Annotated in this window: 22 protein-coding genes; 1 reads left to right on the top strand and 21 read right to left on the bottom strand. The window is 71.0% G+C overall.

Going from position 1 to position 23,516, the window contains the following annotated elements; all coding sequences use genetic code 11:
• The first annotated feature begins 2 nt into the window (after positions 1-2).
• Positions 3-1,838: a peptidyl-prolyl cis-trans isomerase gene (locus IPJ95_08975; protein ID MBK7923751.1), complete on the top strand. Its 1,836-nt coding sequence runs from the start codon at positions 3-5 to the stop codon at positions 1,836-1,838.
• Between the two features lie 90 nt (positions 1,839-1,928).
• Here the strand turns inward: IPJ95_08975 and tatA are convergent, their stop codons facing one another.
• The 21 genes from tatA to IPJ95_08870 all read right to left on the bottom strand — a co-directional run bounded on the left by tatA (position 1,929) and on the right by IPJ95_08870 (position 23,447).
• Positions 1,929-2,183 (bottom strand): twin-arginine translocase TatA/TatE family subunit, encoded by a 255-nt coding sequence (tatA, locus tag IPJ95_08970; protein MBK7923750.1) that lies wholly within the window; start codon positions 2,181-2,183, stop codon positions 1,929-1,931.
• A 12-nt stretch (positions 2,184-2,195) separates the two neighbouring features.
• Positions 2,196-2,468: a DUF4321 domain-containing protein gene (locus IPJ95_08965; GenBank protein MBK7923749.1), complete on the bottom strand. Its 273-nt coding sequence runs from the start codon at positions 2,466-2,468 to the stop codon at positions 2,196-2,198.
• A complete protein-coding gene (locus IPJ95_08960) occupies positions 2,468-3,457 on the bottom strand; it encodes a polyprenyl synthetase family protein (protein ID MBK7923748.1) in 990 nt (329 codons plus the stop codon). Before IPJ95_08960 ends, IPJ95_08965 begins: the two co-directional genes overlap by 1 nt.
• A complete protein-coding gene (locus IPJ95_08955; GenBank protein MBK7923747.1) occupies positions 3,454-3,957 on the bottom strand; it encodes a tetratricopeptide repeat protein in 504 nt (167 codons plus the stop codon). Before IPJ95_08955 ends, IPJ95_08960 begins: the two co-directional genes overlap by 4 nt.
• Positions 3,939-5,984 (bottom strand): tetratricopeptide repeat protein, encoded by a 2,046-nt coding sequence (locus tag IPJ95_08950; GenBank protein ID MBK7923746.1) that lies wholly within the window; start codon positions 5,982-5,984, stop codon positions 3,939-3,941. Before IPJ95_08950 ends, IPJ95_08955 begins: the two co-directional genes overlap by 19 nt.
• A gap of 73 nt (positions 5,985-6,057) precedes the next feature.
• Entirely contained in the window at positions 6,058-7,590 is a 1,533-nt protein-coding gene (gene hutH / locus IPJ95_08945; GenBank protein ID MBK7923745.1) for a histidine ammonia-lyase, read from the bottom strand.
• 110 nt (positions 7,591-7,700) lie between these two features.
• Positions 7,701-8,840 (bottom strand): hypothetical protein, encoded by a 1,140-nt coding sequence (locus IPJ95_08940; GenBank protein ID MBK7923744.1) that lies wholly within the window; start codon positions 8,838-8,840, stop codon positions 7,701-7,703.
• A 173-nt stretch (positions 8,841-9,013) separates the two neighbouring features.
• Positions 9,014-12,583 carry a twin-arginine translocase subunit TatC gene (tatC, locus tag IPJ95_08935; protein ID MBK7923743.1) on the bottom strand — a complete coding sequence of 1,190 codons (3,570 nt, stop codon included), beginning with the start codon at positions 12,581-12,583 and terminating at the stop codon, positions 9,014-9,016.
• 21 nt (positions 12,584-12,604) lie between these two features.
• Complete coding sequence (locus tag IPJ95_08930; protein ID MBK7923742.1) at positions 12,605-13,447, bottom strand: tetratricopeptide repeat protein; 843 nt, start codon at positions 13,445-13,447, stop codon at positions 12,605-12,607.
• Entirely contained in the window at positions 13,447-14,028 is a 582-nt protein-coding gene (pal, locus tag IPJ95_08925) for a peptidoglycan-associated lipoprotein Pal (GenBank protein MBK7923741.1), read from the bottom strand. The genes IPJ95_08930 and pal overlap by 1 nt, the downstream gene beginning before the upstream one ends.
• Positions 14,029-14,047: 19 nt before the next feature.
• Positions 14,048-15,388: a PD40 domain-containing protein gene (locus IPJ95_08920; GenBank protein MBK7923740.1), complete on the bottom strand. Its 1,341-nt coding sequence runs from the start codon at positions 15,386-15,388 to the stop codon at positions 14,048-14,050.
• Positions 15,385-16,083, bottom strand: a complete 699-nt coding sequence (locus IPJ95_08915; GenBank protein MBK7923739.1) for a TonB C-terminal domain-containing protein — start codon at positions 16,081-16,083, stop codon at positions 15,385-15,387. The genes IPJ95_08920 and IPJ95_08915 overlap by 4 nt, the downstream gene beginning before the upstream one ends.
• The gene (locus IPJ95_08910) at positions 16,080-16,514 is read right to left on the bottom strand and encodes a biopolymer transporter ExbD (GenBank protein ID MBK7923738.1); all 435 of its coding nucleotides are present in this window, start codon (positions 16,512-16,514) and stop codon (positions 16,080-16,082) included. The genes IPJ95_08915 and IPJ95_08910 overlap by 4 nt, the downstream gene beginning before the upstream one ends.
• A 1-nt stretch (position 16,515) precedes the next feature.
• Positions 16,516-17,229, bottom strand: coding sequence for a MotA/TolQ/ExbB proton channel family protein (locus IPJ95_08905; protein ID MBK7923737.1), 714 nt, complete (start codon positions 17,227-17,229; stop codon positions 16,516-16,518).
• Positions 17,230-17,346: 117 nt separating this feature from the next.
• On the bottom strand, positions 17,347-18,567 hold the full coding sequence (locus IPJ95_08900) for a LysM peptidoglycan-binding domain-containing protein (GenBank protein ID MBK7923736.1): 1,221 nt from the start codon (positions 18,565-18,567) through the stop codon (positions 17,347-17,349).
• A gap of 240 nt (positions 18,568-18,807) precedes the next feature.
• A complete protein-coding gene (locus IPJ95_08895) occupies positions 18,808-19,332 on the bottom strand; it encodes a single-stranded DNA-binding protein (GenBank protein ID MBK7923735.1) in 525 nt (174 codons plus the stop codon).
• Between the two features lie 105 nt (positions 19,333-19,437).
• Positions 19,438-19,896 carry a ribosomal protein S18-alanine N-acetyltransferase gene (gene rimI / locus IPJ95_08890; GenBank protein ID MBK7923734.1) on the bottom strand — a complete coding sequence of 153 codons (459 nt, stop codon included), beginning with the start codon at positions 19,894-19,896 and terminating at the stop codon, positions 19,438-19,440.
• Positions 19,856-20,533, bottom strand: a complete 678-nt coding sequence (tsaB, locus tag IPJ95_08885; protein MBK7923733.1) for a tRNA (adenosine(37)-N6)-threonylcarbamoyltransferase complex dimerization subunit type 1 TsaB — start codon at positions 20,531-20,533, stop codon at positions 19,856-19,858. Before tsaB ends, rimI begins: the two co-directional genes overlap by 41 nt.
• Complete coding sequence (gene tsaE / locus IPJ95_08880) at positions 20,533-20,946, bottom strand: tRNA (adenosine(37)-N6)-threonylcarbamoyltransferase complex ATPase subunit type 1 TsaE (GenBank protein ID MBK7923732.1); 414 nt, start codon at positions 20,944-20,946, stop codon at positions 20,533-20,535. The genes tsaB and tsaE overlap by 1 nt, the downstream gene beginning before the upstream one ends.
• Entirely contained in the window at positions 20,943-22,988 is a 2,046-nt protein-coding gene (uvrB, locus tag IPJ95_08875; protein ID MBK7923731.1) for an excinuclease ABC subunit UvrB, read from the bottom strand. The genes tsaE and uvrB overlap by 4 nt, the downstream gene beginning before the upstream one ends.
• A gap of 45 nt (positions 22,989-23,033) precedes the next feature.
• On the bottom strand, positions 23,034-23,447 hold the full coding sequence (locus IPJ95_08870; protein ID MBK7923730.1) for an EVE domain-containing protein: 414 nt from the start codon (positions 23,445-23,447) through the stop codon (positions 23,034-23,036).
• Positions 23,448-23,516 lie beyond the last annotated feature (69 nt).

The following is a 23,516-nucleotide window of genomic DNA, read 5'->3' as shown; positions in this document are numbered from 1 at the left end:
TGATGCAAGTCTTCCGGAGCATCGCGGGCAAGGTCGCCGCCGGCGTTTTCGCGGTGCTCATGATCGTCTTCGTCGTGACCAGCGTCGACTGGAGCCAGGTCACCGGCGGGTCCCGCACCACCGTCGGCGAGATCGACGGCGTGCGGGTCCCCCTGGCGACCTACCAGCAGATGGTTCAGCGCGAACTCGAAATCCGGCAGCAGCAGAGTGGCCGCTCGGCCGGGGCCGAGGAGGTCGAGGACGCCCGCAACGCGGTCTGGGACCAGCTCATCGCCGACCAGAGCCTGGCGCGGGAGTACAAGGCGCGCGGGATCTCGGTCACCGCGGACGAGATCGCCGAGGCGATCCAGAACAACCCGCCCACCGAGCTGCTCAATTCGCCGGAATTCCAGACCGATGGCCAGTTCGACCTGCAGAAGTACCAGCGGTGGCTGCGCTCCAGCGCCGCGGCGCAGGTGATCCCCCTGCTCGAGGCCCAGTACGGCGACCAGATCCGCCAGGGCAAGCTGCTGCGGGTGGTCACGGCCGACGTCTACCTCTCCGACCCCGCGCTGTGGCAGGCCTGGCGTGACGCCAACGAGAAGGTCACCATCGAGCTTGCGGCCGTGGTCCCGCGCGCCGTCGTCCCCGACTCGGCCGTGCCGGTCACCGAGGCCGACGCCCGCGCCTACTACGACAAGCACCGTGACGAGTTCGAGCGGCCCGCCACCGCGCACCTGAGCTACGTGGAGGTCATCCGCCTGGCCGACGCGAGCGACTCCGCGGCCGCCCGGCAGCGGGCGGAGGACCTCCGCAAGGAGATCCTGGCCGGCGCCCCGTTCGACGAGGTGGCCAAGCGGGAGTCGTCCGACTCGGTCTCGGCGGAGCGGGGCGGTGACCTGGGCGAGTTCGGCAGGGGCGCCATGGACCCGGCGTTCGAGCGGGCCAGCTTCAGCCTGCCCATCGGGACGGTCTCCGAGCCGGTGCTGAGCGCCTTCGGCTACCACCTGATCAAGGTGGAGAAGCGCAGCGGCGCCAAGGTCCAGGCCCGGCACATCCTGGTTCCCATCGAGATCACCGGCGCGCACCGCGATGCCCTCGACGCCCGCGCCGACAGCCTCGAGCTGCTCGCGGCCGAGAAGCTGGAGCCGGCGGCCCTCGACAGCGCCGCCCAGCGCCTCGGGCTGCGGATCGGCCAGGCCAACCCGCTGCAGCAGGGTGGCCGGGTGCAGGTCGGCGTGCAGGTGATCCCCGACGCGGCGATCTGGGCCTTCCAGGCCAAGCCCGGCGAGACCGGTCGCATCATCGAGCTGACCTACGCCTACTTCCTCTTCCGCCTGGACAGCCTCACCCCGGGCGGGGTGCCCGCCTTCGAGTCCATCAAGGAGGCCGCCGCCAGCGCCGCCCGGAACGCGCGGAAGTGGGAGGGGGCCCGGGCCATTGCCGCGGACCTCACCAAGCGCGTCGGCGAGGGCAGCACCCTCGACCAGGCCGCCACCGCGCTGCGCCTGCCCCACCAGCAGCTGGGCCCGTTCACCCGGCTCCAGCCGCCGCTGCCCAATCCCCGCCTCGTGGGCGCGGCCTTCGGCATCCCGGAGGGCAAGGTGAGCGGCGTGATCGACACCGAGGAGGGGCTCTACGTCGTCCGGGTCATCAAGCGGGAGGCCGCCGACTCCGCGGAGTTCGTGAAGACCATCGACCAGTACCGCTCGCGCCAGATCCAGCAGGCCCGCCAGGACCGGGTGCGCAACTACCTGGTCGCGCTCAAGAACTCGGTCAAGGTGGAGGACAACCGCGCCACCATCTTCCGCACCGAGGCCCAGGCCGAAGCCTCGAACAGCGCCGCGCGGGGCAGCTGAGCCCCGGCCGCGCCCGGCCCGGAAAGACCGAAAGCCCCCCGGATCTCCGGGGGGCTTTCACGTTGGGGGATCCCGCCCGCCGCGGCCCGGTTACTGGGACAGGCGCTTCGGCTCGCCGCCCGCGGGCGGGGTCGGGCCGGTGCGGCTGTCGATCTGCCGCGAGGTGGGCGACGACGCGTCGGTGCTGCCGGTGACGGCGTCGGACGCCTCGCTGATGCTGCGCTTGAACTCGCGGATCCCCTTGCCGAACGAGGAGCCGATCTCCGGCAGCCGCTTGGCCCCGAAGACGAGCAGGACGATCACCAGGACGAGCAGGATCTCGGGGAAACCCAGGTTGCCGAACATGGCGGGCTCCAGCTAGAAGAGTGAGCGGGCGATCAAGTAGGCGACGATGACGCCGAGGATCGCGAGCGGCGTCACGTTCATCGCGAAGGGCCCGAGGGTGAAGCTGAACACCAGGAGGTCGAGCGACACGGGGCCCACGCTCGCACTGGCACTGAAGGTGAACACCTGCTTGGCGACGCTGTCCGGCATGACCGTCTTCACCAGGGCGTTGAGGAACCCGCCCAGCACGAAGCCGGCGACCAGGACGCCGAGGTGGAACATCGGGCGCCGCGGGCCGCTGGCCATCAGCGCCGCCGGTCCAGCACGTAGGTGATGCTGTCGCGCAGGGTGTCCCGGGCGCCGCTGGCCGGGAGGGCATCCAGCATCTGGTCGGCCTGCTCGGCCAGGCGGTGGGCCCGCGCACGCGCGTAGTCCAGCCCCCCCGCCTCCGCCACCAGCGCGATCACCCGGGCGATGAGCGGATCGTCGGGTTCCGCGGCCGCCATCAGCGACTGGACCTCCCGCCGGCCGGCCGGGGTGAGCCGGTCGAGGGCGTAGATCAGGGGCAGCGTCACCTTGTGCTCGCGCAGGTCATTCCCGGAGGGCTTCCCCGTGACGGCCTCTTCCTCGGTGTAGTCGAGCAGGTCGTCCACGATCTGGAACGCCATGCCGAGGTAGTCGCCGAAATGGCGCAGCGCGTCCCGCTCGTGCGGGCCGGCCCGGAGCGCACCCACCTCGCACGCGCCGGAGAGCAGCGAGGCCGTCTTGGCGCGGATCAGGAGGTCGTACTCGGCCTCGGAGAAGGCCAGCGGCTCCAGCGCCATCAGCTGGCGCATCTCGCCCACGGTCATCTCGTTGGTCACCCGCGAGATCACCCGCAGCGGCTCCAGGTCCCCGAGCCGGGTGAGCTCCACCACCGCGCGGGAGTACAGGTAGTCGCCCATGATCACCGACACCTGGTGACTGAACAGGGCGTTGATCGTCGGCATGCCGCGGCGGAGGACGGAGTGATCCACCGAGTCGTCGTGCACCAGGGTGGCCAGGTGAATCAGCTCGATCACCGCCCCGAGGGTCTCGGCCCGCTCGTCCCGGGCGCCGGACGCCTCCTGGGCGAGCAGCAGCAGGGTGGGCCGGAACATCTTCCCCTGCATCTGCAGCAGGTGGCCATTCACCTCGGCGATCAGCCCGAAGTCGGACTCGATGATGCGGCGCAACTCGCGCTGCACCCCCTCGAGGCGCGGCTTGAGGGCCGACTGCAGGGAGGCGAGGGTGATGCCCGCGGCGCGCGAGGTCACTGGGCCCGCCCCGCGCTCAGCCTGGCCATGCGCCCGCTCGCGTCCATGAAGCCGATGTCCACCGCCATGACCCGCTCGTACGTGGTGATCGCCGGCTCGGGCTTGTGCTGCGCCTCGAGGGAGCGGGCCAGCCAGTAGATCAGGCCGATCTGCTCGTCGTCGGTGGCGCCCAGGCTCTCCACCGCCCGCTTGAGGATCGCCTCGGCGATCGCGAACTGTCCCTTCTCGTAGAACGCCGTCCCCAGCGCCTCCGACGTCTTGAGCCGCCCCTCGGGCGAGCGCAGCGCCTTCTGGAACTCGGCGATGGCCTCGTCCAGCAGCCCCATCTCCTTGAAGGCCACCCCCAGGTCGTAGTGCGCCTGGTAGTCCTCCGCGTCGATGTTCTCGTCGATGCCGCGCTTGAAGGCCTGCAGCATGTCCTGGAAGTCCTTCTGTTCGTCGCCGGTCGGCTCCTCATCCTCGACCCGCATCCGGGAGTCCTTCACCCGGTCGTCGTCCATGATGAGGGCGCCGAGGTCGATGAAGTCGCCGCCCGCCGCGACCGGCTCCGGCGCCTTCGGCGGCGCCGGGGGGCGCTGGGCCGCGACGGACTTCCGCGACTTGCGCCCGGCCGGCGGGGCCGGGGTGGCTCGAACGCGGCATCCAGCGCCTGGTCGAGTTCTTCCGTCTCGGGGGCTGCCGGGGCCGGCTCCAGCGGCGGGATCGGCGGGAGGGATTCCTCCACCGGCGAGAGCGCGTCGAGCGCCGCGAGCGCGCGCTGGTTGCCCGGGTCGTGCTCCGAGACCCGTCGGTATACCGCGAGCGCCTTGTCGAGCGCGCCCACCCGGAGCAGGGCATCGGCCAGCTCGACGTAGGCGTCGATCAGCCGGGAGCGTTCCCCGCTGTGGAAGGCGATCTCCACCCGCTTCTGGTGGTACCGCACGCCATTGGGATCGAGCCGGATCAGCTCGACGACCAGGTCCGCCGCGCGGCCCCAGTCTTCCCGCCCCTCGTAGCCCGCCAGGGCCAGTTCCAGCTCCTCCTGGCCACGCAGGGTCTCGCCCGCGGCCAGCAGCGCCTCGCCCAGCACCCGGTGCGCCTCGGGATCATCCGGATCCTCGAGGACCCGGTCTTCCAGGTCCGCGATCGACGGCTGCTCCGGCTCGGAGGCGTCGAGGAAGGTGACCATCTCCTCCTCGACCGCCCCGGCCGGATCGACCTCCGACTCGTCGCTCCCGGGCTCCAGGAGATCCATGCCCGACAGCGCGCCGCCCGACACGGAGGGGGAGGGCTCGATGTCGCCTTCGCCCAGGCCGAGCCCCAGGTCGTCGGCCAGCTCCGCCTGCAGGTCGAGGGGGTCCGGCACCAGGAAGGCGTCGGTGTGGATCGGGGTGACCGCGACATCCTCGGTGGCGGGCTCGCTGGCCCGCTCCAGCTGCAGGCCCTCGAGCGAGACGTGGAGCTCGACCCCGTCCCCGCCCGCCCGGTCCACTTCGAGGCCGTCGAGGGGCTGTACCTGGACCTGGTCCAGGCCCTCGACCTCGGTCGGCTCGAAGCCGAGCGCCTTCGCCACGTCGCCCTGCGCCGTGGCCTCGAGCACCGCCTCATCGCTGATCTTCTGGACGCTCTCGAGCTCCAGCGGCGTCTGCACCAGGCTCGAGGTCTCGATGGCCAGCGGCTCCGGGATCACCACCGGCTCGGCGGAGGCCGCCGTGGCATCCCCGACGTCGATGAGCGGCAGCCCCGCGGGAGGCCGGTTCTGCACCGTGGGGCGCACGCTGATGGCGCGGGTCTTCCGCGAGGGCGGGCCCGCCGGCTTGGCCGGCGCCGGGGCGCCATGTTCCGCCGCGCCCACATCGAGGAAGACCAGGTCGCCGGAGCGGGGCCGGGGCCCGGTCGGCTTGGCCGGCTCCGGCGCGGCGGCGGGGGGGGCGCCTTCCTCGGCGTCGATGGCCTGCAGCCGCATGAGCGTCTTGCGGGCCCCGATCGTGTCGCCCCGCGCCTCGAGGTCGCTCGCCAGCTTCTCCAGCTGCTCCCGCGCCTCGGCGTTGCGCGAGGAGGCCCGGAGGAGCTCGGAGAGCATGAGCCGGATTTCCTTGTTCGCCGGGAACTGGTCGGCGAAGTCCTTCACCGCCTTGAAGGCCTCGTCCAGCTGGCTCAGGGCGTTCATCCGCTCGAGATACTCGAGCAGGTTCTTCTTGGCCTCGATGACGACGTTCTTGCGGGCGTGCAGCTGGGCGAGCTTGAGGTACGTCTGGATCCGCCCGGGGTTCACCCGGAGAATCTTCCCGCACAGCGCGATGGCGTTGTTGTAGAACCCCTGCTCGCCGTAGAGGTCGGCGGCCCGCTCGTAGGCCTGCACCGCCGCGCCGGGTTCGTTGGCCTTGAGGTACAGGTCACCAACCCGGTTGTAGACCGACAGATCCGGGACGGGATCGTTGCCGGCCTCGAACTCGCGGATCGCCTGGAGGTAGACCTCGATGGCCCGCCGCCATTCTTCCTTCTGTTCGTACTTTCTGGCGGTCTCTTTCAGCTTCTCGAAGTTCATCCAGCGGGGGGGGTCGGAGGGTGGAGGCCTATGCTATACCGGCACTTATGAAGATACCGGCCCCCGCGAGGGATTAGCAAGCCAAACCCGGGGCCGGATCCAGCGCCCCGGCCGCCACCAGCCCGGCCAGCCGGATCAGGTCCGGGGAGGGGGGGCGATCCTCCTCCAGCCGGGCCACCCCGTCCTTCGGGGACCGCACCCGCTGGTAGAGGCCCTCCACCCCCCGCCCGGGACGGAGGGGCAGGAGCAGGTCAAGCCCCTGCGCCCCGCAGAGCAGCTCCGCCGCCACCACCTTCTGGGCGTTCCCCAGGATCCGCCGGGTCTTGAGCGCGGCGGCCATGCCCATCGGGACGAAATCCTCCTGGTTGGCATCGGTCGGGATCGAGCCAATGCTGGCCGGCATCGCCAGCGACCGCGACTCGGCCACCAGCGAGGCGGCGGTGATCTGGACCATCATGAAGCCGGAGGAGAGGCCCGGGTCCCGGGTCAGGAAGGCCGGCAGCCCCTGGGAGAGGTCGGGATTCACCAGGCGCTCCACCCTCCGCTCGGCGATCGCCTGGAGGGTGGTCAGGGCCACGGCGAGGAAATCCAGCGCCTGGGCCACCGGCTGCCCATGGAAGTTGCCCCCGCTCAGCACATCGCCATTCTCGAAGACCAGCGGGTTGTCGGTCGAGGCGTTGAGCTCGACCAGCGCGGTCTCCCGCGCAAAGCGCACCGCGTCGGCGACGGCGCCCAGCACCTGGGGAGTGCAGCGGAGGCTATAGGCATCCTGGACCCGGTCGTCGTTCTCCCGGTGCGACTCGCGAATCTCGCTCTGGTCGAGCAGCGACCGCATGAGCGCCGCCGTGCGCACCTGGCCCGGGTGCGGCCGGGCCTCGTGGATGCGCGGGTCGAGCGGCGTCGGGGTGCCCCGGAGCGCCTCGAGGCTCATGGCGGCGGCGCCCACCGCGGTCCGCCACAGCACCTCCGCATCGTGGACCAGCAGCGAGAGCAGCGCGGTCTGGGCCTGGGTACCGTTGATGAAGCTGATCCCCTCCTTGGGTGCGAACCGGAAGGGCGAGAGTCCGGCCGCCGCGAGGGCGGCCCCCGCGCTGCCGGGGCCGGCCGGGGTGAGCACCTCCCCTTCCCCGATCAGCGCCATCGCGATGTGCGAGAGCGGGGCCAGGTCACCGCTCGCGCCGACGCTGCCCTGCTCCGGCACCAGCGGGATGATCCCCGCGTTGAAGAGCGCCACCAGCGACTCCACCAGCGCCGGCCGTACCCCGCTGGTGGGTCGCAGCAGGACGTTGGCCCGGAGCAGCATCGCGGCCCGCACCACGTCCGGCGCCAGCGGGTCGCCGACGCCGGCCGCGTGGCTGCGGATCAGGTTGACCTGCAGCTGGTCCAGCTGGCTGGCCGGCACCCGGACATTCGCCAGCTTGCCGAACCCCGTGTTGATCCCGTAGATGGCGCCGCCGCGGCCGATGGCCTGCTCCACCAGGGCGCGACTCTCCGCCAGCCGGCCGCGGGCGGCGGGGTCGAGGGCGAGCGTGGCGCGCGGATCGCGCGCCACCCGGACGACGTCGGCGAGGGCGAGCGACTGCCCCGTCAGGATGAGGGAGGACATGGGGCGGAACCTAATCCCTGGCCCCGCGGTTACAACCACCGCTCGCGCGGGTACGAAACGAGGGGGGGCGCGGTCCGCCGCGCCCCCCCTCGCCCGTTCCCCTGCCCCCGCTACCGGGTGGCGAGCGGCTGGGCCCGGATCAGCTCAGGATTGCCGAAGTCGGTCTGGAAGGCCCAGTCGAGGATCAGGTAGTCCTGCCCGACGTGCGTCACCCGCACCGCGCCGTAGCGATTGAAGCCATCGCCGCCGTCGGTCTCGAAGACGTACCCCCACCCCGGCAGCGCCTCGAGCCCGCCCCGGCCGTACACCACGTCCGGCGCGAAGTCGATACTGGTCAGGTCGGCGACCGGCGCGCTGCCGTAGAGATCCACGCCGGTCCCCGCCCGGACCGGGGTCAGGAAGAGCACCCCCGCGTTGTCGCGTTCCACCGAGAAGTCGTTCAGGTTCGAGGAGCCACTCTGCACCAGGCCGAGCTCGCCCGCGTCGGCCACGCCGTCGTTGTCGAGATCCCGCCAGAAGCGGAACCCGCTGCCGGCGTCCTGGGCCTGCCGGGCATACACCACGACGTTGCGCGCGTCGGGTCGGGGCGTGTCCGCCTTGAGCGGCGACCAGAGACTCTCCCATCCCTCCTGGCTCACCGCCGAGACCGCGAAGCAGCGCGAGACGCCGTTGGTCATGGCCCCGGCCACGAACTCGGGCGCGATGGTGCTCCCCTCGAGGCTCCAGGTGGTGCCGCAGAGGTCCTGGTCCAGGTCGTAGGTGGCGCTGTAGACCCGGTAGGTCTTGAATCGGGTCGGGTTGTTCAGGTAGGCGTTGTCGCTCCAGTCGAGCGCCACCGCCGCGTCGAGCGTGGTGCTGTTGAGCGTCGTCGGCCGCTCGAGGGCCAGCCGCTCGTCCACGGTCACCACGTTGCTGGGGCTGGTCTCGACGCCGTCGATATCCTCCGCGGTGACGTAGTACTGAAGGTGCGGCAGCCCGTCATCGTGGAAGGAGTTCGAGGTGGTCGTGGCCCGCAGCCGGTACGACTCGGTGGTCGACCCCCGGGAGTAGACGTGCCAGCTGGCGAGGTTGGGGTCGGTGTCGAAGTCCCACTGCAGCAGGACGCCGGTCGGCGCCCCGGGGGTGCCGCTCGGCTCGACGGTGTAGATCAGGTTGCTCGGGGGGGACACGAGCCCGCCCCCGCCACCGATGACCTGGGTTTCGTTGCAGGCAGCGAGGAGGGTCAGGGTAGCCAGCCAGGCACGGCGCATTCGGGGCTCCGGTTGGGAATCGCGCCCCTGATATGCACGGCTGGTGCCAGCCGCGCCGAGATCCGCATCGCGTTGCGGTACAAGGACTTGCAAATACACATCGGGCGGGGTGTCCGGGAACGTGGACACTCCGGCGGCCTGGAGTGACCGCGCCCGAGGACACCCGGCGCGGGCTAGTTGTCGAAGGAGGTCTGGTTGTAGTCGAACTTGATGTCCGGGAGGTCGGACAGGAAGACCGAGAACACGAACGCGAAGTTGCCGGTGGGGGTCCGGCTGAAGGTGAACCCCGCCCGCCACTCATGCAGCACGCGCTCCAGGTGCACCACCTGCGACTCGAACTTGCGGTCGGTGATGTTGTACTGGGTGCTCCACGACACGGTCCAGAACGGGGTCGGGGCAAAGTTGGTGCTGAGCCCCAGGCTCTGGCGCGGCGGGGTACTCGACGTGCCGTCCAGGGTGGTGATGCGCCGGGACCGGGAGAGGCTGTAGTTGAACGTGGCCTGGAATCGCCGATTGGTGCCCATCCCGACCGTCTGGTCCTGGTTGTACCCATAGAAGGACGGGGGGCGCCCATACCGGCTCTGCCCCGCCACGTAGCTCGCCGGGGGCGCCTCGTCCCGTGCGGTGGAATCCGGGGCACCACCCAGGCCGATGAGGCGGAAGATCGACTTCACGGTGTTGCCGCTGATGGACGCGCCCGCCGTCACCGACTGCAGGAAGGGATCGAACTGCGCCGAGTCCGTCCCGACCGTGCCCTTCCAGAGATCATGGGTCAGGCTCAGGCTGAACCCGGGCACCAGGTCGCTCTGCAGCTGGTTGGAGATCGTCTGGGTCCGCCAGCCGGTCCGGCCGGGCTTCTTGGCCTGCTCGAAGTCGTACTGCAGGGAGCTGGTCTGGATGCCGAGGATCCGGAAGCGGCGGGACTGGTCAATGGCGGACGTGTCGTTCGGTGCGCGGCGGGCCTTGCCCTCGATGTTCTGGGACAGGCCGATTGACAGCAGCTGGCTGGGGTCGCTGCGCAGCTTGAGGGGCTGGCCCGGCTGCGCCACCGCCCGGGCGTAGGCCCGGTTGATGGCGGCGGCGGGGCTGTAGCTGTACTGGAAGATCGGCGCGATGCTGTGCCGGATCCGCGCCACCGGCCCGAAGCCGGGATAGATATGAAAGAAGGTCGGGGCGGCGGCGAGGCCGAAGTTGAAGCGCTTGCCCTGCCGCACCCAGTTGCCGCCGGTGTTCCGGTTGCGGACCAGGAACGCCCCCGACGTGGCGTTGGCAATCCCCACGCTGGGCTGCAGCTTCCAGGTGGAACGGAACACGGTCGGCAGGTTGATGCCGGTCTGCCAGTCGATGTCGCTCTGGAAGTCGCCCACGGTCACCCGGCTCACGGTGATCGAGTCGGTGGGGTCGACGGTGCTCGGGTCGGGGATCTTCTGGGTGCCGATGACGCGACGGCCCTCATCCTGCTTGTCGGTCAGGCCGAAGCTGTTCTGCCAGGTGAAGCCCCCGACGCGCAGGGGGGTGCTCAGGCTCATCGTACTGGTGCGGGTGTCGCGCCGGCTGTCGAGCAGGGTGTCCAGCCCGCCGCCCGGCGTGACGACCTCCAGCCGCGGGCTCAGCGGGAAGTTGTTCTCGAAGCTGTTGGTGATCGAGAGGCCCGGCGACCAGGTGACGTTCTCCCCGATGTCGATCGGCTTGGGACTCACCGAGAGCGACGGCAGTTGCATCGAGACGCTGTTGTCGGAGAGGTTCTGCCGGCGGTTTCCGCCCAGCGCCACCGAGCCCCAGGCGAAGCGCTTGGTGAAGTTGGCCGCGCTGACGATCTGCTGGGTGGAGGCGAGCGGGTCGAGGGCGTTGCGCCGCTGCACGAAGCCGCTGCTGGTGTAGTTGATGCTGAGGTTCAGGCTGGTCGAGAGCGAGAAGTTCTGGCGGTGGTCCCACCGGATGTTGGTCGAGCGGCGTCCGCCGGACTCGACCGTGCGCCGGTAGCCCACGGCACCGCTCAGGAAGCGGTTGAGGATGCGATACTGCCCCGCCACCCCGTACTCGACGTAGCGGTTGGAGTACCAGTCGAGCTTGGCGGTGGCGTCGAAGTAGTCGTTGGGCGCCCAGTAGTACCCGATGTTGGTGATCTGGCGGTTGTACCCGGGGTTCTGCCGCACGATGTCGTTGAGGCCGAAGTGCGGCACCAGGATCCCGGACCGGCGGCCGGTGCGGGCGTCCTGGAACACGAACGGCAGCCAGAGGACGGGCACGTCACGGATGTAGAGCGTCGCCGGCCGGGCCACCATCACCGTCTTGGAGATCCACTTCACCTCGCTGGCGTTGAAGTGGTAGTGCGGCGTGGGCAGGTCACAGCTGGTGATCTCGCCATCCGAGGCGTAGAGGCGGGAGGAGCTGGAGTCCTGGGCCAGGTTGCCGCGGAGGAACCAGTCGTTCCCGTCCTGCTTGAAGGTGGTGAGCGCGTCCTCGACCACGCCGCGCTGGATGCAGGTGTTGTAGCGGATGCCGCCGAAGCCCGAGAGGACGGTCTCCTTGTCGAAGAGCGCCGGGTCGCCGACGGCCCGGATCAGGCAGTCCGCCTCCTGGTAGGCGATCGAGTCCGCCTCGAGCGTGGTCTCGCCCCGCTTGGTCATCGCCTCGCCGCGCAGGATGATCTGGCGCTCCTCGGCAAAGAGGATGGCGGAGTCGGAGCGGAACCGGGTGGACTGGTAGCCCTCACGCTTGAGCAGCGCCGTCACCACCGAGTCGTCGGGGGCGAAGCTGTTCCGTGGCGCGGTGGGAAGGCCCAGGCGGCGCGCGGTCCCGGTATCGACCGCCTGGCCGGCCCGGGGGCGGGTGGTGTCGGCCTGCGTGCTGTCGGGGGTGCCAGCCCGGGGGGTGGCCGCCGGCGCCCGCGGCGCGGTCACCGGCTTCTTGAGGACCGGTGGGCGCTTGGTCGGCTCCTGCGCGCGGAGCGCCGCCGGGGCGAGCAGCGCCAGCAGGACCACCAGGGCGGCCGCCGCCTGCCGGGCCTTTCGCCGGTGGATCACCCACGACCCGAGGTAGCCCACCTCGTAGAGCAGCAGGATCGGCACCGTCATGAGCAGCATGCTCAGGATGTCGGTGCCGGGGGAGAGCACCGCGCCCCCCACGGCGGCGAGCACGACCGCGAAGCGACGGAAGCGGGTGAGGCCGGTGGGCGAGGTGACCCCGAGCGCCGTGAGGAGCATGATCACCAGCGGGATCTCGAAGCAGAGCCCCATGGCGAGCACCAGCTGGACCACGAAACTGAAGTACTCCTTGAAGGTGATCAGCGGCTCCAGCCCCTCGGACTGGAAGCTGAACAGGATCGGCAGCGCCTGCGGCAGCAGGGCGAAGTAGGCGAACGCCCCGCCGATCACGAACAGCACCAGCCCCGCCCCCACCGCCGGCATGACGGTCCGCTTCTCCCGCTCGTAGAGCGCGGGAGACAGGAATGCCCAGGCCTGGTAGATGATGACGGGGGAGGACAGGAAGAGACCGACGATCAGCGCCAGCTTCAGCGTGATCATCACCGCCTCGGTGGGGCTGGTGACGACCAGCTTCCCGCCCGTGACGGTGAGGAACGGGGCAATCGGCTCCTTGAGGAGCGTCACCACCCCGAAGTGCTGCACGACGAAGAGCCCCACCCCGAACCCGGCGATGAGCGCCAGCACCACGCGCACGAGCCGTGCGCGCAGTTCCTCGAGGTGTTCGAGGAAGGGCATCTCGGCGCCGGGGCCGGTCATGGTGCTACCTCGTGCGGCCGGTCAGCGGCCGAGCGTCTTCAGGCGATCCCGGGCGAGGGCCGCTTCGTCAGAGGTGGCGTAGTCGCGCACCACGCGGGTATAGAAGCCGCGGGCCCCCTCGAGGTCCTTCCGGCGCTCCGCCAGCAGGCCCAGCTTGTACAGGGCGCTGGCGGCGCGGGAGGACCTGGGAAAGTCCGTCACCACCTTCGTGTAGTACACCGCCGCCGAGTCGGGCGCCTCCGCGGCGAAGGTCTCGCCCACGAAGTAGGTGGCGTCGGGCACGCGGGCGTGGCCGGGATAGAGCCGGAGCAGCTCGCGAAAGCCCAGGCGCGCCGTGGCCGGGCTGCCCCGCCGCAGCTGCTGCAGGGAGGTGGCATAGACCTGCTCGGCCGACGGCTGGCCCGGGACCGGCGCGGGCTGGCCCGTGGGCGACGCGACCGAGTCGGCCGGCGCGCCCCCAGGCGCGGGCGGCAGCGGCGCCGGCGCCACGTTGAGCTGTTCGGTCCGCGCCTCGAGCTGCGTCTGCAGCTCGGTCAGGCGCTGCTGGGACTGGCCAGTGAGGGCCTGGACCTGCACCAGCTGCTGGGCGATGCTGATCAGGTCGTTGGAGAGATCACCCTTGAGGGCCGCCACCTGGGTGCTGACCTGACCCAGGCGGCCACCGATGCCGGCGAGGCTGTCGGCGATTCGCCGCTGGCCGGCGATGATCTCCCCGAGCTGCGCCGCGCGGATCGAGTCCGCGCGCTGGTTCTCCGCCCGGGAGAGGAGGAGCTGCTCCTCCACCCGGCGCAAGTCGCCCTTGGAGGCACAGCCTCCAAGGGCGACCAGGGCAACCCAGACGGCGGGCGTGCGGAGCCGGCGCATCAGGGCAGGCGCAGGTTCATGGCGCCGGCGGTGGCCTCGAACTCGGCCCGGCGATTCTGGAACCACGCGTCCTCATCGTGCCCCATCGCCATCGGCCGCTCCTCGCCGTAGGACACCACCTCGACGCGGCTGGCATCGATGCCCTTGTTGCCGAGGTAGGTCTTCACGGCGCCGGCGCGGCGGTTCCCCAGCGCCAGGTTGTACTCGTCGGAGCCCCGCTCATCGGCGTGCCCGCTGATGCGGATGCGCAGCCCGCCATTGCTCCCCAGGATCGCGGCCTTGCGGTCGAGGGTGGCCCGGTCCTCGGGACGGATATCCCAGCGGTCGAAGTCGAAGTGCACCACCGCCGCGACCTCGGACAGCACGGCCGCCGTGGTCCGGGCCGCCGCGGCGGCCGGATCTTCGGTGGGCTGGGTCGGCGCCGGGGCCGGGGCGGGCGCCGGAGCCGGCTGCGTCGGGGCCGGGGCGGGCGCCGGGGCCGGCTGCGGCGCCGGCTCCTCGGGGGCCGGCTTGCCACCGCAGGCGGCGGCGAAGAGGGCAGCAGCGAGGACGAGCGCGGAACGATCGAGACGGACGGTCATCGGGCCTCCGGTGCAGGGCTCAGTGCGTGGTAGGGGATCCGGGATCGGCAAACCGGCGGGACCAGGCCGGCAGGCGCGCCTGCCCCAGAAAGGTCAGCTGTCGGATGCGCCCGGTGACCGAATCGATCACCCAGAGCTGCCGACGGCCGCTGCGATCAGACACGAAGGCGATGTGCCGCCCATCCGGCGCCCAGGTCGGGTCCTCATTGCGCCCAGCCGACGTCAGCTGGCGAACCCGCCGGCTGGCCACATCGAGGACGAACACCTGCGGAGCCCGGCTGACATCGCGGTGGAACACCACGCTCGCTCCGTCGGGCGACCACTCCGGCGCGTTGGAGGGCCCGGTGGCGCCATAGTCGAACGACGCGAAGAGCTCCTGGTCGGTGCCGTCGGCCGCCATGACATAGATCTGCGGCTGTCCGGCGCGCGTCGAGACGAACGCAAGCCGCCGCCCATCCGGGGCGAACGTGGGGGAAAGATTATCGGAGTACCTCCCGACGGTCAACCGCTGCACGCAGCAGTTCTGCACCACATCCGCGACGAAGATGTCGGTGCCGTCCTCCCCGGAGTGCGCGTAGGCCAGCAGGCGGCCATCCGGGGAGAAGCTCGGCGTGATGTTCAGCGCCGTGGCCGTACCCGGCACCACGCTCCGCGGGCCGCCGCTGGTGCCCTGGATCACCACGCTCCCGGTGCCAGCGCCGAACCGGGTGTAGGCATACCGGCTTCCGTCGGGACTCCATGTCGGGGAGAGCACCTCCTCCCCGGGTGCGGAGACCTGGGTGAAGCCCCCGCCATCGCTGTCCACCCGGTAAAGCTTCCGCTCTGCCACGAACAGCAGCTGCGATGCGGCGTAGCCCGGCGTCCCGCTGATCCACCGGATGACCTCGTCGGCGGCCCGGTGCACCGCCAGGCGGAAGGCCACGTCGAACGGCGCCGGAAAAAGGAACCGCTGCTCCCGCCGCACCGTGCCGGCCACGACATCATGGAGGCGGAGCATCACGCCGCTCCCGTCCATCCCGACCTCCAGGGCGTACTCGGCGCCGAGGGTGCGGAACAGCGGGTAATTGACGGTCCGGCCACCGGCATTCGCGGCCACCGCCGCGCTGTCGCCGGCGGCCAGGGGGATGACCTCGAAGCGGTCGCTGAAGTCGAGGTCCCGGGTCACGATGGCGCGCACCGAATCGAGGCCCCGGGTGGGAAGCACCACGATGGCCGGCCGCACTCCGGGCCGGTACTCGATCCCGATCCGGACCCCGTCGGGGGGCCGGAGCGTATCCTGGGCGGCCGCGCCGCGGGGAGCCGCGGCCGCAAGGAGCAGCAGGCCGCAGGCGGCGAGCGAAGGGGTGAGGCGCAGGGTCATTGCGTCCGTGGCGTGAAGTAGAAGGACACCGGCAGCACGTCCGCCGGATAGCCATCGGGAAGGCCACCGAAGGCCCGGCTGGCCCCGGCGGCCTCGATCGCGCCCTGGGCCGTCAGGTCGAACGAGAAACTCCCCGAGGCCCGGGTCAGACGAATCTCGCGTACCGAGCCGTCCCGGAGTATGAGGAAGCTCACCTCCGCCCGGAGCGCGGCGTTCCCGAGCGGCCGGGCCCAGCGCCGGTAGACCTCCTGCACGATGTTCCGGAGGTAGTCGGGATACGGGAATGCCATGCCGGGCACATTGACGGTGACGGCGTCGTTCCCCGTGCTCGGCGTCTCCCCCGGCAGGGGCTGGGTCCGCGGCGTGCTGACGGGGTTTGGCTCGGTCCGGGCCGGCGGCTTCTGCGGCGTCGGCTTCGGTGGCGCCGGCGTGGGCTTGGTCGGGGTGGGCTTGGTCGGGGCGGGCCTGGGCGGCTCCGGCGCCGGCGGGCGCGGCGCGGCCTCGGGGGTGGGCCGGGCCTCGGGCGCAGGCGCCGGGGCCGCCACCAGCTCCACCGCATACGCCGTGGGACCGAGGTCCACCGGCTTCACGGTGGTCCACAGGAGCGCGATCGCCGCGGCGTGCACCACCACCGTCCCCGCCAGCCCCGCGGCGATCCCCGGCCGGTCCCCGGGACGGCCGCCCTTCCCCGTCACGGCTGGTCTTCCTCCTCCGCCACCAGTCCTACATCAGATACCCCGGAGGTCCGGATCGTCGCCAGCACCCGTACCACGTCGCCGTACGGGACGCGCCGATCGGCGCGGAGGTAGACGGACTTGGGCCGCCGGCTCTTCACCAGCGCGGCAAAGGTCAGCCGGAAGTCGCTGTACGAGACCTGGGTCTCGTCGATGAAGATCCGGCCCTCCCGGTCCACGCTCACCACCATCCCCTCCTGCGCCGTGATCGGCCTGGCGGCGGCCTGGGGAAGCTGGACGTCCACCCCGCCCTGCATGATCGGCGCGGCGATCATGAAGATGATCAGGAGCACGAACGCGATGTCGACCAGGCTGGTGACGTTGATGTCCGCGTTGAGCGGCAGCTCGCCGTGCCCGCGCAGCCCGCCGCCCCGGCCGACGCCCCAGGCCATGCTAGAGCAGCCCCTCGCGGGCCATCGTGCCGATGAGCTCGTTGGCAAAGCCCTCGAGCTCGCCCGCGAAGAGGCTCAGCCGGTTGACGAAGAGGTTATAGGCGATCACCGCCGGGATGGCCACTGCCAGGCCCGCCACCGTGGTCACCAGCGCCTCCGCCACGCCGGGCGCGACGGCGCTGATGTTGCCCGAGCCCTTGGAGGCGATGCCGATGAAGGCGTCCATGACCCCGAGCACCGTGCCGAGAAGCCCGAGCAGCGGCCCGACCGAGCCGATGGTGGCGAGCCACGGGATGAACCGCGCCATCACGTCGCGCTCCGAGGCCACTTCCTTGCCGAGCACCATCTTCAGCGCCTCGAGCTGGGTCATGCTCAGGGTCCCCGGCGCCGGCGCCTGGCCGGCATCGCGCAGCGACCCGGGCCGGAGCTCGCCCAGGAAGGACAGGCCCTCGCGGAACAGCCGGTTGAACGGAGACGGGGGCAGCTTCATCACGGCGTGATAGGCGTCCTTGAGGCGCGTGGTCCGCTCCAGCTCGGCGAAGAACCGGTTGGCCTGGAGCCGGCTGCGGCGGAACTGCCACCACTTGAGGACGATGACGAACCAGGAGATCGCCGAGAAGACCAGGGTGATGGCGAGGACGACCTTTGTCTCCGGGCTCGAGTGGAGCACGAGTTCCCAGGACGACGAGGGGAGGGCGGGACCGGCCTGGAGCATCAGCGGCACCATCGAAGCGGGGTGTCGGACAGTTCACGGGCCCCGCCCCGCACGACGCCGACCAGCGCGGCGCTCACGCGGGACAGGGCCCGGAAAGGATAGGCGAGGGGCCCGTCCTCAGGAAGGCAACTTGGCGATCTGGCGGGCCTCCGTGCCCGGCGGGATGTCGGGATGCACCACGCTCACCACCCGGGCCGTGGCGGTCCGTTCGCCCACGTGCACCACCTGGATGGTCCCCATCGGATCATCGGTGACCGTCGCCATGTCGACCCGGCCCCGCGCGCGCTGCCGCAGCTCGAACAGGTCGCCGATCGCCACGCCGTCCTTCTTGCCGCGATTGAGGAAGACGACGTCCTGCGGGCCGGTCAGCGGCTGGCGATCGCGGTGGGCCAGCATGTTGGCCTGGACCCCGTCGGAGATCGGCACCGGGCGCACGTTTCCCGGGTCCACGAAGCGCTCCGCGGGTAGCACCACCTGGTGATCCCGGACCGGGGCGTACGTCGCGATGACCTCGGCCACGTTTTCCGGCCGGCTCACGTCGACCACCCGGACCAGTCCTGTGGGCACCACCACCTGGCCGTAGCCCTCGATCGTCTGGCGGACCAGGCCGACCATGAGCGTGTCGCCCACCTGGTAGGTGCCGCCGACCGGCGGCACGATGCCGATCCGGGCATGCAGCGTCGCGGTGGTGCGGGCGGAGACTTCCTCGATCTGCAGTGGCGTGGTCGTCCCGAGCACCCGTCCGAACGGCAGTTGCTGCTCCTCGGTCAGGAACCCCGAGCTGTAAAACTCGCTGCGCCGGATGGGCCGGTAGTTCCGTTCCAGCGCCAGTTCGAGACTCGGCCCGACCTGCCCGAGCCGCCGACGGTCCCCGACCAGCGGCGTGAGGTCGACGTCGTCCCGGTTGTCGGACACCGGCTCCTCGGTGATATCGGCCACCTGCGGCTCGGCGAGGCCGGCCGCCGCCGGATCTTCCGCGGCGGCCTCGGCGGGTTCCTCCACCGGGATGCCGGCCTGCGGCTGCGCCTCGACCGCCACCGGTTCGGCGCCCGCCGGAACCGGGGTGTCGGTGGCGGGGACGGCGGCGACGTCGCCGCCACCCGAGAGGCGGAGGACCTCGTTGGGGTAGATCCAGTGGGGATCTTCCACCACGTTGGTGTTGAGGCGGTAGATCTCGGGCCAGAGGAACGGATCGCCGAGGTACTGGCGGGCCAGATCCCACAGGGTGTCGCCGGGGCGAACGGTATGGGTCTCAGGACGCGCCTGAGCCCCGGCCGCGAGAGGCAGAGTCAGCGCCGCGAGCACCGCGCAGAGGCGCAACCGAGCGGAAGTGGACATCACGCTACCCTCTAGGGTGGGAGACAGGGTAACCCAATATATGACATGGGGCTTCGCGGCGCCACTCAGAGACTAGGTGAGGCGGGTAGCCGTAAGTCGAATGGAATGATGCGGTTGGGCTGGTGATGCGAGTCACACCCACCGGGGACGGGGCGAACGGGAGCTCCGTCAGGGCGAACAACACGACCGCCAGCGGCCCCGCGGGGCGGCTGGCGGCCGAAGTCAGGTGGGCGCGGTGACTCAGAACGGCAGGTCGTCGTCCTCGCCATCGAGTGCGCCGGGAAAGTCGTCGAACGACTCCTTGCCGCCCTCCTTGCCGCCTTCCTTCGCATCCTTCTTGGCCGGCGCCGCCGGGCTGGCGGCCCCCGCGCGCGCGGGGGTGAACCCGCCGCCGTCCCCTGCCGCTCCACCCTTGCCGGAGAGCATGATCACTTCGTTGGCGATGATCTCCGTGGTGTAGCGGGTCTGCCCGTCCTTGTCCTGCCAGGAGCGGTACTCGATCCGACCCTCGACGTAGAGCTTGTCGCCCTTCTTGCAGTACTTCTCGATGACGTCGGCGAGGCCGGTGCCACCCCCGCGCGTGTTGTTCCACGCGACGACGCGGTGCCACTCGGTCTTCTCCTGCTTGTCACCGCCCTGGCCGCTCCACTGGCGGCTGGTGGCCAGGCTGAAATTGGCGACGCGGCCACCACCGCTGGTGCTGCGCACTTCCGGATCCTGACCGATGTTGCCGATCAGGGTCACCTTGTTGAGGCTGCGACTCACGGGAACCTCCACTGCTGGGGGACAGTTGGTCTGGACGGACGGGGCCGAGAATACCGGGAACCGCCGTCCGTCGCCTACACGAAATCTAGCGGGATGGGCACGGAATCACGCGCCATCGGGGAGGGCGAGGCGGAGGACAATGGCATCCTCGGCCGGATTCCGGTAGTACCCTGACCGGCGCCCGACCGGGCGGAAGCCGCGCCGCTCGTAGAGGGCGCGCGCAGCCTCATTCCCCGCCCGGACCTCCAGGTACACCTGCCGCGCCCCGCGCGCCCGGAGGAGGCCCAGCCCCTCCTCGAGGAGCCGGGCCCCGAGACCCTCCCGGCGGTGCTCCGGCGCCACCGCGAGGTTCATGATCTCGCCCTCGCCGGCCACGGCGCGCCCCACCAGGTACCCGCCGATCTGGCGGTCCCACTCGGCGACCAGGCCGATCCCGAGGGGAAACCGGAAGACGTCCTCGAACGCCGCGGCGCTCCAGGGGTCGCTGAAGCACCGCTGCTCGATCGGCGCGATGCGCGCGGCGTCAGCGGCCCGCGCGGGCCGGATCAGCCAGGGGTCGGCCATGCTTGAGTTCCCACTGGACCTGGGCTTCGGCGGGGCGGCCATACTCCGGCTCCCAGGCAGCCACCGCGGCCACCTGACGGACCCCGCCCGCGCGCCCCACGAGATCGAGCAGCATCGCCGCCTCCGGCCACGTCGGCGGGCTCCCCAGCGTCGAGGCCGCCGGCCCGACAATCGCCACAGGCGCGGGCACCAAGGCGTGGATGGCGTCGGGACGAAGCACCGCGGGCGCCAGGATGGTCTCCACCCCGGAGGGGCTGACGCGATAGGCGGCGGCGAAGAGGTCGCCGCGGAGGGCGTTGCTGACGGCCAGCACCACGCCGTCGACCGTTCCCCGCGCCGCGGCGCACACCAGGAGCGACGGCGTCACCCACAGGGGCATGCGCCGCGCCCGGACCAGGGCCTTGGCCACGGCCGCCCCCACCCGCAGCCCCGTGAAGCTGCCGGGACCATCCGCGAGCACGATGCCCTCGAGGGCGCCATACCCCAGGCCCGCCTCGGCCAGGCAGCGTTCGATGGCGGGCAGCAGTTCGGCGGCGTGGCGCCGGGCACCGACAACCTCGGCCCGCGCCGCCACGAGCCCCGGCCCGCCGAGGGCGATGGAGGCGCGGTCGGTGGCGGTGTCGATGGCCAGCCACATCAGGCCAGTTCCTCGAGGCCGCGACGGTCGGGATCCGGCAGGTGTGTCAGGCGGTACCGTCGGTCGGCGGCCGGGAGCCAGGGACCGGCGCGTTCCGGCCACTCGACGATCAGGGCATCGCCCTCGGCGAGCAGCCCCTCCCAGTCGAGGTCCGCCGCCTCGGAGGGATCCCGGAGGCGGTAGCAGTCGAGGTGGAACACCGGGCCGCGCCGGCCGGCGTAGCGGTGCACCAGCGCGTAGGTGGGGCTGGTGGCCTCCTCGCGGACGCCGAGCCCGCGCGCGAGGGCGCGCGCGAAGGTGGTCTTGCCGACCCCGAGGTTGCCCTCGAGGGTGAGGACCGTGCGGGGCGGGAGCGCCGCCCCCAGCGCCTCGGCCGTCGCGGCAAGTTCCGGTTCGGTCAGCACCTGGATCATGCGCGCTTCCGGGTGGTCGCCGGGCCGCGCCCCACCTCGGGCGCCTCCAGCGCCCGCAGCTCGGTCACCTGGTCGCGGAGCATCGCGGCCACCTCGAACTCGAGGTTGGCGGCGGCTTCCTTCATCTGGCGTTCGAGCGCGGCGATGGTCTGCGCCCGCTTCGCAGGGTCGCGGAAGTCGAGCTCCACCAGACGCTCGTCCTTCCGCTTCTCGGGCTTCTCGGTGCGGGCATCGGCCACGCGCGTGGTGAGGCGGACCTCGTCCATGGACTTGATGATGGAGCGCGGGGTGATGCCATGCTCCGCATTGTGCGCCAGCTGCCGGACCCGCCGCCGCTCCATCTCCTTGAGCGCACGGTCCATGGATCCGGTCATCCGGTCGGCGTACAGGATGGCCTTCCCGTTGACGTTCCGCGCCGCGCGGCCCACCGTCTGGATCAGGGAGCGGTCGGAGCGCAGGAACCCCTCCTGGTCGGCGTCGAGAATGGCCACCAGCGACACCTCCGGCAGGTCGAGCCCCTCCCGCAGAAGGTTGATCCCCACCAGGACGTCGAACTCCCCGAGCCGGAGCCCACGGAGGATCTCCATCCGCTCGATCGCGTCGATGTCGGAGTGGAGGTAGCGCACCCGGACCCCGGTCTGCTGGAGGTAGTCGGTGAGGTCCTCCGACATGCGCTTGGTGAGCGTGGTGACCAGCACCCGTTCCCGCAGGCGGACCCGCTCGCGGATCTCGCCGAGGAGGTCGTCCACCTGGCCCTGCACCGGCCGGATCTCCACCATCGGGTCGACGAGGCCGGTGGGACGGATGATCTGCTCCACCACCCGCCCGGCGGAGATCCGCAGTTCGAGCTCACCGGGGGTGGCGGAGACGCACAGCATTTGCGGCACGATGGTCATGAACTCGTCGAAATGCAGCGGCCGGTTGTCCAGCGCCGAGGGCAGCCGGAAGCCGTACTCCACCAGGGTGGTCTTGCGAGCGCGGTCCCCGTTGAACATGCCGCCGATCTGCGGCAGCGTGACGTGGGATTCGTCGGCCACGACCAGGAACTCGGGCGGGAAGTAGTCGAGCAGGCAGGCGGGCCGCTCCCCGGCCTGCCGTCCGGAGATGGGCCGGGAGTAGTTCTCGATCCCGGCGCAGGTGCCCACCTCGAGCATCATCTCGATGTCGAAGGTGGTGCGCGACTCCAGCCGCTGGGCCTCGAGCAGCTTCCCTGCCTCGCGCAGCTGCCGCAGCCGCTCCGCCAGCTCGGCGCGGATGACCTTCACCGCACGCTCGATGGTGGGCCGCTCGGTGACGAAGTGCTTGGCCGGGTAGATGGCGCAGCGCTCGAGGCTGGCGATGACCTTGCCGGTCAGCGGATCCACCTTGGCCACCCGCTCCACGCGGTCACCCCAGAACTCCACCCGGAGCGCCTGTTCGGCGTACGCCGGGAAGATCTCCACGGTATCGCCGCGGACCCGGAAGGTGCCCTGCTCGAACGCCACGTCATTGCGCCCGTACTGGATCCGCACCAGGTCCGCGAGCAGGCTGTCGCGGCCCTTCTCCTCGCCCACCTGGGCAGTCACCAGGAGCCGGCGATACTCGGCCGGGTCGCCGAGGCCGTAGATGGCGCTCACCGTGGCGACGATGACCACGTCCTCGCGCTCCATGAGGCTCGAGGTGGCCCGCAGCCGGAGGCTTTCGATGTCGGCGTTGATGGAGGCGTCCTTCTCGATGTAGACATCGGTCGAGGGGACGTAGGCCTCCGGCTGGTAGTAGTCGTAGTACGAGACGAAGTACTCGACCGCGTTCCCGGGGAGGAACTGGCGGAGCTCGCCGTACAGCTGGGCGGCCAGGGTCTTGTTGTGAGAGAGCACCAGCGTGGGCTTGCCGTAGTTGGCGATGACGTGGGCCAGCGTCATCGTCTTCCCGGATCCGGTGACCCCGAGGAGGGTCTGGTAGCGGTCCCCACGGACCAGCCCCGCCGTGAGGTCGGCGATGGCGCCGGGCTGGTCGCCCGCGGGCTGGAACGGGGCGACGACCTGGAAGGCGGGGCTCGACATGGGCCCAATATACCAGCTACGGCGTTTCTTCGGGAGCCGGAGCCGTCAGCGGCCGGCGGCGAGCTCCAGCAGGCGCTTCCAGTGCTCCGGCGCGACGGGCATCACGCTGAGGCGGCTCATCCGGACCAGGGGCAACTCGGCGAGCTGGGGATCCTGCTTGATGGCCGCGAGCGGTACCGGATGAGGCAGCCGGGCACCGGGGGCAAGGTCTACGACCACGAGCTTGGGGTCGTCGCGAGTCGGATCGGCATAGGCGGCGCGGGTGACCCGGGCCTGCCCCACCACGGCCTTCTCCGCCCCGGAGTGGTACACCAGGACCCGGTCGCCGCTCTTCATCTCCCGCAGGTACTTGAGCGCCAGGTTGTTGCGGACGCCATCCCAGACCGCGGTCCCCTCCGCGACCAGGCGGTCGAAGGAATACGTGGAGGGCTCGGTCTTCAGCAGCCAGTAGTTCGTCATCCGTCAGGGCCGGTCGGGAGTCGGGCCGGCTAGGATAGCCGTTCCCGGAGCGGGGTCAATGCCGAAGCC

The sequence above is a fragment of the Gemmatimonadota bacterium genome, assembly GCA_016713785.1.
In the GTDB taxonomy this organism is placed as follows: domain Bacteria; phylum Gemmatimonadota; class Gemmatimonadetes; order Gemmatimonadales; family GWC2-71-9; genus JADJOM01.
This window is presented reverse-complemented; position numbering and strand designations above follow the sequence as displayed.